Source organism: Mesorhizobium sp. M0771 (assembly GCF_040320155.1).
Classification (GTDB): Bacteria; Pseudomonadota; Alphaproteobacteria; order Rhizobiales; family Rhizobiaceae; genus Mesorhizobium.
Window position 1 is genome coordinate 86501 of record NZ_JAMYPC010000004.1, and the last position, 14335, is coordinate 100835.

12 protein-coding genes, 1 tRNA gene and 2 pseudogenes are annotated in these 14335 nt (G+C 62.8%); 6 read left to right on the plus strand and 9 right to left on the minus strand.

What is annotated here, in order from left to right; translation table 11 throughout:
• Positions 1–149: 149 nt before the first annotated feature.
• Positions 150–1697 (plus strand): annotated as a pseudogene (locus NKI05_RS07735) (FAD-dependent monooxygenase).
• Positions 1698–1814: 117 nt separating this feature from the next.
• Here NKI05_RS07735 and NKI05_RS07740 read toward each other — a convergent pair.
• Together NKI05_RS07740 and NKI05_RS07745 are read right to left on the minus strand one after the other, a co-directional pair.
• A complete protein-coding gene (locus NKI05_RS07740) occupies positions 1815–3410 on the minus strand; it encodes a DHA2 family efflux MFS transporter permease subunit (RefSeq protein WP_023744900.1) in 1596 nt (531 codons plus the stop codon).
• A 21-nt stretch (positions 3411–3431) separates the two neighbouring features.
• Positions 3432–4613: an HlyD family secretion protein gene (locus NKI05_RS07745; RefSeq protein WP_023814524.1), complete on the minus strand. Its 1182-nt coding sequence runs from the start codon at positions 4611–4613 to the stop codon at positions 3432–3434.
• A gap of 146 nt (positions 4614–4759) precedes the next feature.
• Between NKI05_RS07745 and NKI05_RS07750 the strand changes: the two genes are divergently transcribed.
• On the plus strand, positions 4760–5503 hold the full coding sequence (locus NKI05_RS07750) for a TetR/AcrR family transcriptional regulator (protein WP_023814523.1): 744 nt from the start codon (positions 4760–4762) through the stop codon (positions 5501–5503).
• Positions 5504–5569: 66 nt separating this feature from the next.
• Here the strand turns inward: NKI05_RS07750 and yihA are convergent, their stop codons facing one another.
• The 6 genes from yihA to rpmH form a co-directional block, all read right to left on the minus strand.
• A complete protein-coding gene (gene yihA, locus NKI05_RS07755; protein WP_352792294.1) occupies positions 5570–6229 on the minus strand; it encodes a ribosome biogenesis GTP-binding protein YihA/YsxC in 660 nt (219 codons plus the stop codon).
• Complete coding sequence (locus NKI05_RS07760; protein WP_023673243.1) at positions 6226–6864, minus strand: CatB-related O-acetyltransferase; 639 nt, start codon at positions 6862–6864, stop codon at positions 6226–6228. The genes yihA and NKI05_RS07760 overlap by 4 nt, the downstream gene beginning before the upstream one ends.
• A gap of 319 nt (positions 6865–7183) precedes the next feature.
• Complete coding sequence (locus NKI05_RS07765) at positions 7184–7750, minus strand: fasciclin domain-containing protein (RefSeq protein WP_023805797.1); 567 nt, start codon at positions 7748–7750, stop codon at positions 7184–7186.
• Between the two features lie 340 nt (positions 7751–8090).
• Positions 8091–9929 (minus strand): membrane protein insertase YidC, encoded by a 1839-nt coding sequence (gene yidC, locus NKI05_RS07770; protein WP_023814521.1) that lies wholly within the window; start codon positions 9927–9929, stop codon positions 8091–8093.
• Between the two features lie 14 nt (positions 9930–9943).
• Complete coding sequence (rnpA, locus tag NKI05_RS07775) at positions 9944–10297, minus strand: ribonuclease P protein component (protein WP_023672264.1); 354 nt, start codon at positions 10295–10297, stop codon at positions 9944–9946.
• 16 nt (positions 10298–10313) lie between these two features.
• The gene (rpmH, locus tag NKI05_RS07780; protein WP_008833937.1) at positions 10314–10448 is read right to left on the minus strand and encodes a 50S ribosomal protein L34; all 135 of its coding nucleotides are present in this window, start codon (positions 10446–10448) and stop codon (positions 10314–10316) included.
• Positions 10449–10771: 323 nt separating this feature from the next.
• On the opposite strand from rpmH, the gene NKI05_RS07785 reads away from it, so the two are divergent.
• The 3 genes and pseudogenes from NKI05_RS07785 to NKI05_RS07795 all read left to right on the plus strand — a co-directional run.
• A complete protein-coding gene (locus tag NKI05_RS07785) occupies positions 10772–12304 on the plus strand; it encodes an ATP-binding protein (RefSeq protein ID WP_023728827.1) in 1533 nt (510 codons plus the stop codon).
• A gap of 195 nt (positions 12305–12499) precedes the next feature.
• A tRNA-Arg gene (locus NKI05_RS07790) sits at positions 12500–12576 on the plus strand.
• Positions 12577–12608: 32 nt separating this feature from the next.
• A pseudogene (locus tag NKI05_RS07795) lies at positions 12609–12773 on the plus strand (LysR family transcriptional regulator); the annotation flags it as partial.
• Between the two features lie 100 nt (positions 12774–12873).
• On the opposite strand, the gene NKI05_RS07800 reads toward NKI05_RS07795, so the two are convergent.
• Positions 12874–13416 (minus strand): autotransporter, encoded by a 543-nt coding sequence (locus NKI05_RS07800; RefSeq protein WP_023755496.1) that lies wholly within the window; start codon positions 13414–13416, stop codon positions 12874–12876.
• A 173-nt stretch (positions 13417–13589) separates the two neighbouring features.
• Here NKI05_RS07800 and NKI05_RS07805 point away from each other — a divergent pair, with 173 nt between their 5' ends.
• Positions 13590–14318 carry a GntR family transcriptional regulator gene (locus NKI05_RS07805; RefSeq protein WP_023714481.1) on the plus strand — a complete coding sequence of 243 codons (729 nt, stop codon included), beginning with the start codon at positions 13590–13592 and terminating at the stop codon, positions 14316–14318.
• Positions 14319–14335: the final 17 nt, after the last annotated feature.

A 14335-nucleotide genomic window follows, 5' to 3' on the forward strand; every position in this document is an offset into this window, starting at 1 on the left:
TTCGGCGTCTTTTAGCGGGGTGGGGATTTGGCGCCGGCGTGACGACCGCCTCCTATCTCTTGAAATGGAGCGAAAACAGTCAACTTCAAGAATTGGCAGACGGCTTTTTATGCGTAGATTCCGCAGCCCTAACGAGAGGGCCAGAACCTATGCAACGAACCAAAGCACGGGCTCGCGCTAGCGAGCGCAGATCGACCGCCAAATCGACCGGCGGTGTTGATGCGGACCGGCCGCGTATCTCCCATCAAGTGGTGATCGCCGGCGGCGGCCCGACCGGGTTGATGCTGGCCGGCGAACTGTCCCTGGCCGGCATCGATGTCGCCATCGTCGAGCGGCGCGAGAACCAGGATCTCGCGGGCGTGCGCTCCGGCGGCCTGCATTCGCGCACCATCGAGATCTTCGACCAGCGCGGCATTGCCGATCGGTTCCTGTCGCAAGGCCAGACCGCCCAGGTCGCGGGTTTCGCCGGCGTTTCGCTTGATATCAGCGACTTCCCCACCCGCCACAATTACGGGCTGGCGCTGTGGCAAAAGCACATCGAGCGCATCCTTGCCTGCTGGGTCGATGAACTTGGCGTCACGGTCTACCGTGGCCGCGAGGTGACAGGCTTCGTGCAGGATGCAGGCGGCGTCGATGTCGCGCTGACAGATGGCGGGTCGCTTCGTGCCGATTATCTTGTCGGCTGCGACGGCGGCAGAAGCCTCGTGCGCAAGGCGGGGGGCATAGAGTTCCCCGGTTCCGAGCCGACAACCAGCAATTTGATCGCCGAGATCGAGGTAACAGAAGAGCCGCAATGGGGTATCCACCGCGATGCCATCGGAATTCACGGCCTCAGCAGACTGGAAGACGGTACGGTGCGGGTGCTGGTGACCGAACGCGAGGTCGGGGCCGGCGGCGTGCCCACATTGCATGAGCTCAGCGAGGCGCTCATTGCCGTCTACGGCACCGATTACGGCGTCCACAATCCAACATCGCTGGCCCGCTTCACCGACATGACCCGGCAGGCAGCCTCATACCGCAAGGGGCGGGTGCTGCTGGCAGGCGACGCCGCGCACGTGCATCCACCGGACGGTGGACAGGGGCTGCAGACCGGCGTGCAGGACGCGGTCAATCTGGGCTGGAAGCTCGCCCAGGTGGTCAGGAAAACTGCGCCCGAAAGCCTGCTCGACAGCTACCAGGCAGAGCGCCACCCGATTGCCGCGCGTGTGATGAAAAACACCATGGCGTCGGTCGTGCTCCGTCGCGAAGACGAGCGCACCAAGGCGCTGCGCGATACAGTGTCGGAACTTCTCGGCATGGAAGAGCCGCGCAAGCGTTTTGCCGGCATGTTGTCCGGCCTGGACATCCACTACGATCTTGGCGAGGGGCATCCGCTGCTGGGGCGTCGCATGCCGGATCTCGACCTCGTCACCGCTGCCGGTCCGCTGCCGGTTTTCGCCCTGCTGCATGACGCTCGGCCGCTGCTGCTTAATCTTGGTGAGCCCGGCGCTTTTGGTATCGGCCAGTGGGTGGAGCGGATTCAGCTGGTCGACGCCAGCTACGATGGCGCATGAGAGCTTCCGGTGCTGGGGGCAGTCGAAGCCCCACGCGCAGTGCTGGTCCGGCCTGACGGTTATGTGGCCTGGGTCGGCGGCCCTGAAGCAGCCGGGCTAACCGACTCGCTGACCAAATGGTTTGGGCCGCCTGCCGCAGCATAGCGCGCCGGGTGTTCGACCAAGGAGCTTGACAACGATCGATGCTTAAGCGTGACCCCGGAAATCGGGGGTGCTTTCCGGGGTCACACATGAGCGCGCCAGGCGGGGGGTCCGGCGCGCTCAATGGCCTCCGCCGCCGCTGCCCGCGGGCGGCGCCGGCTTGGCGATGACCAGGGTGAAGACCGCCATGGTCGCGAACAGCACGGTCAGCATGGTGAACACATCCATGAACGACAGCAGCGACGCCTGCTGCTGGACCATGCCCGACAGTTTGGAGATCGCCGCCTTGGTGGCGTCGAGGCCGGGAGTCTGCTGGAAGTCGAGCGTCATGTTCTGCAGCTTGGTCTGCGCCGCCGCACTGCCCCATTCCACATGCTCGGCCAGCCTGGCGTAGTGGAAGGCGCTGCGATCGATCAGCACGGTGTTGATGACGGCAAGGCCGACCGCACCGCCGAGGTTGCGGGTCAGGTTGAACAGGCCCGACGCGTTCTTCAGCCGGTCCGGCGGCAAGGTGCCGAGCGCAATGTTGTTGATCGGCACCATGCACAGCATCATCGAGCTGCCGCGCAGGATCTGCGGGATCAGCAATTCCCAGAAATCCCAGTCGGCGGTCAGATGCGTCATCCACCATGTGCCGGCAGCGAAGCCGAACAGCCCGATCATCATCATGATGCGCAAATCCATCTTGCTCGACAGGATGCCGGAAATCGGCGCAGTGACGAACATCGCCAGGCCGCTGACGAACAAGGCTTCGCCGATCATCATGGAATCGTAGCCGCGGATGCGCCCGAGGAACACCGGGTAGAGATAGGTCAGACCGTACAGGCCGATGCCGATGACGAAGGAGAACAGCGAACCGAAGGCGAAATTGACGTTGGTGAAGGCCCTGAGATCGACGATCGGCTCCTCGGCGGTGAAGGCACGCCAGAAGAACAGCGCCGCACCGACAACCATGATGATGGCGCAGATGAACACGGCCTGTTCCTGCAGCCAGTCATGGTTCGGACCTTCCTCGAGCACATATTCCATGCAGCCGAGAAACGCCGCCATGCCGGCAAGGCCCCACCAGTCGAACTTGCTGAACAGGCCGAGATTGGGCTTGTCGAAATCGATCAGGGTCCAGGTCGTGACCGTCACCAGAATGCCTGGAATGACATTGATGAGGAACAGCCAGTGCCACGACATGGCATGGCTGATATAGCCGCCGACGGTCGGGCCGATGGTCGGCGCCAGCGTCGCCACCAGGCCGATCATCGGCGACACCATGGCGCGGCGCGACGGCGGGAAGATGGTGAAGGCGGCGGCGAAAACGCTCGGGATCATGCCGCCGCCGATAAAGCCCTGGATGGCTCGGTAGACGATCATCTGGTCGATGTTGGTGGCGGTCGCGGCCAGCGCGCTGGCCGCCGTGAAGCCGGCCGCGGCGCCTGCAAACAGCACGCGCGTCGACAGCATCCGGCTGAGGAAGCCCGACAGCGGGATCATCACCACTTCGGCGATCAGATAGGCGGTCTGCACCCATGGGATTTCGTCGGAACTGGCGCTGAGGCCGGCCTGGATCTCGGCCAGCGAGGCTGAGACGATCTGGATGTCGAGGATCGCCATGAACATGCCGAACACCATCGCCAGGAAGGCGATGAGGCGGCGCGTCGAGATGGTCGTCGGCACCGCTGGCATGGCCGGCGCCGCTCCTGCTGTTATGGTTGCGGTTGCCATGGCGTTGCTCCCGGCTTTCGCTCAGTTCGCCGCGGCCGGAGCCGTGCGGCTGTCGACGGCGACAACGACGCTCAGGCCGGCGCGCAGCCTGCCTGCCTTCAGCACATCGGCCGGGACGTCGATGCGAACCGGGATGCGCTGCACCACCTTGGTGAAGTTGCCGGTGGCATTTTCCGGCGGCAGGAGCGAGAACACGGCACCCGAAGCCGGCGCCAGCGACGACACCGTGCCTTCGAAATCATGGCCGTCCGTGGCGTCGACCGAGACCCGAACCTTCTCGCCGGGCACCAGCTTGGCCAGCTGCGTCTCCTTGAAGTTGGCAACGATGTAGAGCTTGTCCAGCGGCACCACGACGGCGAGCTTCTGGCCGGGGCTGACGAGGTCGCCCTGCTCGACCGAGCGGTTGCCGACGACGCCGTCATAAGGCGCCTTGAGCACAGTGAAGGACAGATCGCGCGCGGCCTTGTCGCGGTTCAGCCGCAGCGAAGCCAGCGTGCTGGCCGATTCGGCGCGCTGCGCTTCGAACACGCCGATATTGGCCTGTGCGGCTGCAATCTGCGCGTCGGCGCCGACAAGGGCCGCATTGGCCTGGTCGAGAGCGGTCTGGGCATCGTCCAGTTGCGCCTGCGTGCCGACATGCGTCTTGACCAGTTGCGCGGCGCGCTGCTGGGCGCGAGCGGCGTTGTCGGCTGCCGCCTGGTCGGCGACCTTGTGCGCCTGCGCCTGTTGCAGCGAAGCTTGCGCCGCCTTGGTCTGCGCGTCGATACGGTCGAGCGTCTTGGCCAGCGTGGCGATCTGCGCCTCCGCCTGGGCAACGGCTATTCTGTAGTCGCCGTCGTCGATCGTCAGCAGCGGATCGCCGGCCTTGACCTGCTGGTTCTCCGAGACCTTGACTTGATCGACATAGCCGGAAATCTTCGGCGAGACGAACGACATGTCGGCCTGGACATAGGCATCGTCGGTCGAGATCAGGAACCGGCCGTCGGTCCAGTAATTATAGCCATACCAGGCGCCGGCGCTGAGCAGAGCGAGGCCGATGATCGGCAGCATGAACGAGCGAGCCGACCGCTTCTTCTTGGCCGGCACCTCGGCCAAAACTTCGGCGGCAGGCTTGATGGGCGCTTCCGGCGCTTCGATAACCGGCGAGACCTTGGCGTTGGGAAAGGGGCGGACTTCGGCGGTGGTTGGCGTGTTCGAGGACATGATATCTCGCTACCGTAGCTACATAAGGAAAATGTGTTATACTGAACCGTTCGGTTCGATGCGAACGTTGACATAGCGCTAAAGCAGGCCCATATCAAGAGCAATCGAACCGCTCGGTTCGAATTATTTCGCGAGGTGTGACTTTAATGGCCGACACGTTACCCGACGTCGAAAATGATCCGTGCGATGTGCTGGATAGTGCGCGTCGCGGCCGCCCGGCGGCGGGCCAGGATCCGGTCAAGCGCAGCCAGATTATCGAGGGCGCGCGGCGCGTGTTCATCGACAAGGGCTTCGAAGCGGCGTCGATGAACGACATTACCCGCGAGGCCGGCGTCTCCAAGGGCACGATCTATGTCTACTTCGCCAACAAGGAAGAGCTGTTCGAGGCGCTGATCGAGGAAGAGCGCGGCACCATCTTCAAGAACATGTACGACATGCTCGACCGCGCCGACGATCTGCGCCAGACGCTGGTGAAGTTCGGCAAGGTGCTGTCGATGAAGATCACCTCGGCCAAGGTCATCCAGGCGCAACGCACCGTGATCGGCGCCTCCGACAGGATACCGGACATGGGCGCGCGGTTTTACGAACGTGGCCCCAAACGCGGCCACGACAAGGTGGTCAAGTTCCTCGATGCAGCCATCGAACGCGGCCTGCTCAAGATCGATGATGTCGATCTTGCCGCCTATCAATTCACCGAACTGTGCCTCGCCGGCCTGTTTCGCCAGTGCATCTTCGCCTACCGCACCAAGGCGCCGAGCCAGGATGAAATCGACCACATCGTGCGGTCGGGCGTCAGCCTGTTCCTGAAGTCCTACGGCACCGAAAAGCTTGCCGAGGAAGAAAGCCACCAGATGATCGCCGTGGAGGCGAAGCCAAAGGCAAAGGCCTAGTTAGCCAAAGGTCTTTTTTCGCAACTTCGGACGGAAAACCGCTTCACACTTTTCCTGGAGTTGCTTTTAACCGCCATTGGCCGCCAGCACGATCGCCGCGCGCAGTTCGTCCAGACCCTCGCCCTTTTCCGACGACGTGGCGAGCACGAACGGAAACGCCGCCGGCCGCTTCTTGATCTTGGCGAGCGTCTCTTCGATGAGGCGCGGCACGCCGGCGGCCTTGATCTTGTCGGTCTTGGTCAGCACGATCTGGTAGGACACCGCCGCCTTGTCGAGTAGCGACAGCACTTCGTCGTCCTTGGCTTTGATGCCATGGCGGGAATCGATCAGCACATAGACCCGCTTCAGTGTCACGCGGCCCTTGAGATAATCGAAGACCAGCTTGGTCCAGTCGTCCACCTTTTCCTTCGGCGCGCTGGCATAGCCGTAGCCCGGCATGTCGACCAGCGCCATTGGCGGCAAGTCGGTGCCTTCGCCGGAAAACCCGCCCGGCACGAAATAGTTGAGCTCCTGCGTGCGCCCCGGCGTGTTGGAGGTGCGCGCCAGCCCGTTATGGCCGACGAGCGCATTGATCAGCGACGACTTGCCGACATTGGAGCGGCCGGCAAAGGCGATCTCAGGCGGCCCCTCCGGCGGCAGGAACTTCATCGCCGGCACGCCGCGGATGAAGATCCACCCCTTGGTGAACAGGTCGGTGCCGGTGACGGTGTTGCCCAGCGCGTTCAAATTGCTGCCTCCAGCCTCGAAATATCGGCGCCCCGGATGGCGTTGAGGTTGCGGCCGATCTTGTCCACCGGCCAATTCCACCACGCCACAGCCAGCAACCGCCGCACCGTCCTGTCGTCGAAACGCATCTTCACCACCTTTGCCGCATTGCCGGCGACGATCGCATAGGCCGGCACGTCATGCGTCACCACTGATTTCGCCGCCACGATGGCGCCATTGCCGACCGACACGCCGGGCATGATCACCGCATCCATGCCGATCCATACATCATTGCCGACCACCGTGTCGCCGCGCACTTCCTGCGACCACGTCTTCGGGTCGAAGCCTTGCTCCCAGCCATGGCCGAAAATGTTGAACGGATAGGTGGAAAAGCCGGACATGGCATGGTTGGCGCCGTTCATGATGAAGCGCGCGCCCTCGGCGATGGCGCAGAACTTGCCGATGATCAGCTTGTCGCCGATGAAGGGATAATGATGCAGCACGCATCGCTCGGCGAATTTGTCCGGTCCGTCAGGATCGTCATAGTAGGTGAACTCGCCGATCTCGATATTCGGTGCGGTGACCAGGGGCTTGAGGAAGCCGACGCGGGTGTGCATCGGGATCGGGTGTTTGATGTCTGGGTTGGGTCCGTCCATGGCGAGATCCGTCGAGAGTGGCGCAAATTAAAGCCGCCATTCTAGATGGCGTGATCCGCCCTATAGCACCAATCGCCCGATGAGCGAGCCCTGCTGGGCTTCGATGTTCAGTTCGTGCCGCGGCAGATCACGATCAGGTCGACCGCCGCCGTCGGCTAAGGCGCCCTGAAACCCAAAAAAACGGGGCCCTGCGAAGGACAAGCAGGACCCCGGTGGTGTCGAAGACGGCTTCAAAAGAATGGCACCTCCTCGTGAGGTGGGGAAGGCAGACCGAGAAAGCCCGTCGCAGCCCGCCGTCATTCCCCGTTGCGTAAAGCCGTTACTTCGGCAACAGCACCTTGTTGACGACGTGGATGACGCCGTTCGACTGGTTGACGTCGGCGACCGTCACCTTGGCGGCGCCGCCGGACTCGTCGACGATGTAGAGCGAGCCGCCCTTGACCTCGGCGATCAGCGTGTCGCCGCTAACGGTCTTCATCTCATACTTGCCGCCCATCGCCTTGGCCTTGGTCATCATCTCCTTGGCCGAGATCTTGCCGGCCACGACATGGGCGGTCAGGATCTTGGTCAGCTTGTCCTTGTTTTCGGGCTTCACCAGCGTGGCGACGGTGCCGGCCGGAAGTTTCTTGAAGGCGGAATCGGTCGGCGCAAACACCGTGAAGGGTCCCGCGCTTTCCAGCGTGTCGACCAGGCCGGCGGCCTTGACGGCGGCAACCAGCGTCTTGTGGATCGGCGAGTTGAGGGCGTTCTCGACGATGTTCTTGGAGGTCAGCATCGCAGCGCCGCCAACGGCGGGATTGGCGTGCGTATAGGCCGTCGTCGCTGCGAGGCCCGATAGAGCCAGGCCGACGGAAAAGCATAATGCCTTGAGGATGGACTTTGCCATTGGAGAACCCTTCTGGTGCGACAATTGTTGATTCGATTGTCGGGAAGAGTTACGCGGCGATTGCGGGAAAGTTTCGGTGCAGAGTAAAAAATGATAATGATAACAAATACTTAAAGGCGAATGCCCATTCCACGCGCCGCATCCCCGCGATGGACATGACGGGGTCACGGATCAAAAACAACGGTCTTCGGATTAGGGCTGATCGGTGTTGATCGGCCTTGGCGGTACAAGCAGCAGCCACGCCGGTTGCACGCCGCAAGTTTCGCGCCTCACGGGAACGTGATGCGCGCCTCGTCCACAAAAAACACCGGACGAGCCGGGGCTTTGATTGCCACGCCGTTTATTCAGCCGGCGAGGGTTTCTTTCGGAACAATGCCGTCAGATTGTCCCACAATTCGATCTTGGCGCCCTGGCGCTTCATGATCACGCCCTGCTGCAGGATCGACAGCGTGTTGTTCCAGGCCCAGTAGATGACGAGGCCGGCCGGGAAGCTGCCCATCATGAAGGTGAAGATCACCGGAATCCAGGTGAAGATCTGCGCCTGCGTCGGATCCGGCGGCGTCGGGTTCATGCGCATCTGCAGGAACATGGTGATGCCCATGACCACCGCCCAGGCGCCCATATGCGGCAGGAATGCCGGTGGCGCGAAGGGCAGCAGGCCGAACAGGTTGAAGACCGAGGTCGGATCGGGCGCGGCCAGATCCTGGATCCAGCCGAAGAACGGCGCGTGCCGCATCTCGATGGTGATGTAGAGCACCTTGTAGAGCGAGAAGAACACCGGGATCTGCAGTGCCACCGGCCAGCAGCCGGCGAGCGGATTGATCTTCTCGGTCTTGTACAGCTCCATCATCGCCTGTTGCTGCTTCATCTTGTCGTCCGCGTATTTCTCGCGGATCTCGAGCATCTTGGGCTGCACCTTCTTCATGTTCGCCATCGACGCATAGGATTTGTTGGCGAGCGGGAAGAAGAGGGTTTTGACGACGACGGTGGTGGCAAGGATGGCCAGACCGAAATTGCCGAAGAATTTGTACAGCGTGTCGATCAGGTAGAACATCGGCTTGGTGATCCAGATGAACCACCCCCAATCGATCAGCCGGTCGAACAGCCTGATCTGGCGGTCCTGGGCGTAGGCGTTGATCTTGTTGACTTCCTTGGCGCCGGCGAAGATCTCGGTCTCCACCTTCGCCGACTGGCCGGCGGCAATGGTGATCGGGTCGGTGAGGAAGTCCGACTGGTAGCGCGGGCGGCCATTGTCGTAATAGGCATAGTGCGGCTGGAAGGGCTGCTTCTCGGTCGGCACCAGGGTGACCGCCCAATATTTGTCGGTGATGCCAAGCCAGCCATCGGTCGATTTGCTCGGCGTATAGAGCTTGTTCTTCTCGATGTCGGCGTATTTGTGCTCCTGCAGGCCTTCGGTTCCCGTGACGCCGATCAGGCCTTCATGCAGCACATAGGAGCTGGCGACGGCCGGCTTGTCGAAACGGATGACGCGGCCGTAATTGGACAGCGTGACGGGGGTCGAGCCTGAATTCTGCACCGCATCGGAAACGGTGAACATGTAGTCGCCGTCGACGGAGATCGTGCGCTTGAAGGTCAGGCCCTTGTCGTTGGTGAAGGTCAGCGTCACTGGCGTCGCCGGCGTCAGCGTCACTGGCGTCGCCGGCGTCAGCGTCGCATTGCCGTCGACGCTCCAGACCGTTTCCGGGCCCGGCACCGTGCCGGTCGTGTCGCTCCCGACAAAGCCGATCTCGGCATAATAGCCGGTGGGCAGCGCCTGCGGATTGAGCAGCTGGATCTGCGGCGATGTCTTGTCGACCGTCTCGGTGTAGTGCTTGAGCTTTAGGTCGTCGAGGCGGGCGCCGGTGAGGTTGATCGAGCCCGACAGGCTCGGCGTGTCGATGTTGACGCGGGCCGTCTTGGCCACTTCCTGCGCGCGGCCTTCCGGCGTCGTGACATAGGTGCCGGGCGCGTTTGGAATGGCGCCGGGCGCTGCGGGCGCCGGCGTGCTGCCGGGGTTGGCGGCCTCGGCCGCCTTCTTCTGCTCCGCCGCCCGCTGCTCTTCGATGCGGGCCGCCTCGCGCTGCTGTTCGCTGCGCGGCAGCACATAGAAATATTGCCACAGCCCGAGGATCAGCACCGACAAGACGATGGTGATGTAGAAGTTCCGGTTGTTTTCCATCGAAAGCCCTTGGCCTATCGTGTTCCGCTGAGACGGCGGGAGAGTTCGGCCTTCAACTGGCCGAACGGAATGGTGAGCACGTCTTCACGCCCGACGATGACATAGTCATTGCCGGGCGCCATGTCACTTGCGGCATGGGTGCGCACGGCTTCTTTCAGCCGCCGCCTGACGCGGTTGCGGACAACCGCATTGCCGACCTTCTTGGTGACGGTGAAGCCGACGCGCGGCGGCAGGCCGTCATTGCGATCGAGAACTTCAACGAGAAAAAGCCGCCCGCGCCGCTTTTCACCGCGGCGGACGGCCAGGAATTCCGCACGTTTCAGAAGCCGCTTGGGGTTTGGTCCCACTGGCTTGCCGGTTGCGGGCAACGATCTCGTCTTCCGTTCAGGCGCTGAGCCGCTTGCGGCCGCGGTTGCGGCGAGCTGCGACGACGCCGCGACCACCCTTGGTGGCCATGCGAGCACGGAAACCGTGCCGGCGTTTGCGGACGAGTTTGGACGGTTGGTAGGTACGCTTCATTTGTTTTAATACCGCGGGGTGCGGCCCTTCTTGATTCTGTCACTGTGTAACAGGAGCTTTGCCGGGCCGGCATTGGCGCGATCGAAACCGCGCCGGGACGAATGGCCCGAGCGTGAGCGGCTTATAGAAAGAAGGGTTTTGGGAGTCAATCCAGCGCGAACTATGAGTTCGTCGCAGCGCGAACGTCAGTTCGTCGCAGCGCGAACACCCAGTTCGAGGCGGTCTTTTATTGCTGGCGCCATCGTCCAACGAAGGATGAAATTGGCAAAAAAGCCGCAATCACCTAATCTCAACCGATCAAGCGTTTGTGAAGACAGGCCTTAATGAGCGAAGTTGCATCAGCGGATGAAGGGAGCGGCCCGGCGACAGCCGATGCCAGCCCGGCGACCGTTCGCCCGGTTGCGAGCCGTTCGGTGCCCAATCGTTCAGTGCCCTTGGCGCGCGGCCTGTCGACCAAGCTGCTCTTGCTCACCATTGTCTTCGTGCTCCTGGCCGAAGTCCTCATTTTCCTGCCCTGGATCGCCAGCTACCGCCTGGCCTGGCTGAAGGAGCGGCTAAGCACCGCTGCCGCGGTGTCGATCGTGCTGGTGCAGGGCGAGCCCAATTCGCTCTCCCGCGCCGCCCAGAACGACGTGCTGATGGCAATCGGCGCCAAGGCGATCGCGGTGCGCGACGGCGGCGTGTCGCGCCTGCTGGTGGTGGCCGAGATGCCGCCGCAGGTCGACGAGCATATCGACATCGCCAATGTCGGCATGATCAAGGGCATGACCGGGGCGCTGGATACGCTGTTCTTCGGCGGCAAGCGCATGCTCAGGGTGTTCGGCCCGGTCGGCGACAGCGACAAGGAATTCGAGCTGATCATGCCCGACTATTCCCTGCGCAACGCCATGCTGCGCTATTCGCGCAACGTCGCCTTCGTCTCGCTGCTGATCTCGTTGTTCACCGCAATGCTGGTCTATGCCGCGATCGACCTGATCATGATCGGCCCGATCCGCACCATGACGCGCTCGATGCTGTCCTTCTCCGAGGCGCCCGACGATCCAGGGCGCATCATCCACCCGGCCGCCCGCGCCGACGAGATCGGCGTTGCCGAGCGCGAACTGTCGCAGATGCAGGAACGGCTGCAAAAGATGCTGTCGGAGCAGAAGCACCTTGCCGACCTTGGCCTCGCCGTCTCCAAGATCAACCACGACATGCGCAACATCCTGGCCTCGGCGCAGCTGATGTCGGACCGCCTGCGCCTGGTCAAGGACCCGACCGTGCAGGCCTTCGCGCCAAAGCTCTTGCGCGCGCTCGACCGCGCCGTCTCCTATTCCGAAGGCGTGCTCCACTATGGCCGCACGCAGGAGCCGGCGCCCTCACGCCGCCGCTTGCGGCTGCGCCAGCTGGTCGACGACGTCCACGGCCTGCTCGACATCGAGGACGGCATCGAATTCGTCAATGCCGTCGAGCTCGCCTTCGAGGTCGATGCCGATTCCGACCAGCTGTTTCGCGTGCTCACCAATCTGTGTCGCAACGCGGTCCAGGCGATGGCGGCCGACGCCGAGAGCGCGCTGGTGCGCCGGCTCGCCGTATCGGCCGAGCGCATAGGCAGCGTAAGCCGCATCATTGTCACCGACACCGGTCCCGGCCTGCCGGCGAAGGCGCGAGAAAACCTGTTCGCGGCGTTTCGCGGCTCGGCCCGCAGCGGCGGCACCGGCCTTGGCCTGGCCATCGCGCATGAACTGATCCGCGCCCATGGCGGCACGGTGGAGCTGGTCGAATCGATCGGCGGACGCACCACCTTCGCCGTCACCATCCCCGACCAGCCGGTCCGCCTCGACCAGGCCCGCAGCGGCCTGCGCCGCCCGGCCTGAGCTGTATTTGATATTCAGCCGAAGTCGGACTTAGCTGAATCTCAGCACACCTTGATCGGCACCGTCGAAAGCAGCTGCGACAAAACTTTTGCCGGATTGGCTTGCTTTTCGGAAATTCAGTCGCTAGGGAACACGTCTTGTCGCGGCCGGTCGTCAGGATCGGTTAGCGGGGCTATGTAAAGCATGGCCTGTTGCGCGCCCGTAGCTCAGCTGGATAGAGCACCAGACTACGAATCTGGGGGTCAGGAGTTCGAATCTCTTCGGGCGCGCCATTTCTGCCGAATCTGCGATTTCCTGCGATCCGCTAGCCGGTCTTGGGCTCGCATATGAAGAGCAGGTCGCGGAACACGTTGCCGAGCACCGCCTCATCCGAGTGCTGGAGAACTGGACGCCGCCTATTCCGGGCTTCTTCATTTATTACCCCAGTCGTCAGCCTGACTGCGCTATAAACGCGCTGCGATGTTCTTGAAACGGGAGAGTACGCGGCGACCGTTATCTGGGCGCAGCGACGCTGAATGCTCATTCACGCCGCCGCGCAGCACGCTCACTTTTCTTCCGCCTTTCCCGGATCAGGGCCCAATAGGCCTCGCTCCAGCCAGATACCGCTCATTGTCAAACGGCTCGGCGTGGGTGCTGTCCGGGCTCCACATGTGGCGGTGGGTCTCCGTCAGATTGCCGAGATAGACATGCAGTGCGCCCGAGCGGGCGCTGCCGGTGTTGGCGACCGCATGCACCGTATCCGGGTTCATATGCACCACCGCGGGCGCCGCGACGTCGTGGCGTTCCGGCGCATCGATCTCGCTGCCGTCGACGGGATAGATGAAGTTGGTCTCGCTGCCCTTGTAGATGCCGATCAGCGCATCCATCAGATGGTTGTGCGGCGGGTACTGCAGGCCGGGCGAAAGCGTGATGTGGTAGATGGTCAAGTCAGGGCTGGCATGCAGCAGCACCTCATCGTCGTCTTCCTCATGCGCGAGCACGCCTGATGCATGGAAGCGATCGGTGTGTTCGCGCAGCACCGCCTTGACCCGTTCGATGGCATGAGCACCTTTGGCTGCGTTGACGATATCGGCGGTTACGGCGTAGAGAGGCGAGTTGGCGGCAAGAGACATTTGTCGTCATCTCCATTGGGAAGCTCAACCAATACAGCTGAGATGCTCAGGCTAGCGAATGCCGACAGACCCGTCAACCGGATGGTCGAAACCGGCAAGCAGACTACGCGGGCAGACTACGCGGGCAGACCACGCGGGCAGACCACGCGGGCAGACCAAACGGGCAGGCAGATATGGCTCTTCCGAAATCAGTGTCACCGTCCGCCGTCAAGGCGCCGTCGACCGCCGACATATTGCGCAGCGAGGAAGCTTATGAGCAGCTGAAGAGCGACATCGTCGCCTGCGTCCTGCAACCCGGCGAAAGCCTGACCGAAAAGCAGATCGGCGACCGCTACCAGATCAGGAAGGCGACGATCCGCTCGGCTTTGGCCCGCCTGACGCAGGAAGGGCTGATCAAGAGCGAGCCGCGCCGCGGTTATGTCATCGCACCGCTTAGCCTGCGCGACGTCAACGAGATCTTCGACGTCCGCAGCCTGATCGAACCGGAAGTGTTCCGGGTGGCCGCGGCAAACCTCACCGAACGCGGGCTCGACGACATCAGGCTGGCGGCGCAGAAGGTGCTGAAGCCGGAGACGCTGCGCAGCCATGTCGCCTTTCTAGCGGCCGACCGCGCCTTTCGCCTGGCCCTGGCTGAACTCTCTGGCAATCTGCGCCTAGTTCGCCTGCTCGACCAAACGCTCGACCAGTCGGAGCGTGTCCTCCATCTCGGCTTCAAATCGCGCGACTTCACGCAAGCGATCATCGGCCAGCAGAAGGAGTTGGTGCTTGCCTGCGAGCTGGCCGAAGTCTCGGCCATCGCAAAGCTTGCCCGCTCGCAGTGCCTGTCGCTCAAGAAGCAGGTGCTCGAGGCCTTGCTCGCCGGCTCCAAGCTGCAGGACGCCAATTTGCAAAGCTTCGCCTGAGGCGCGAAGCCCGCGCT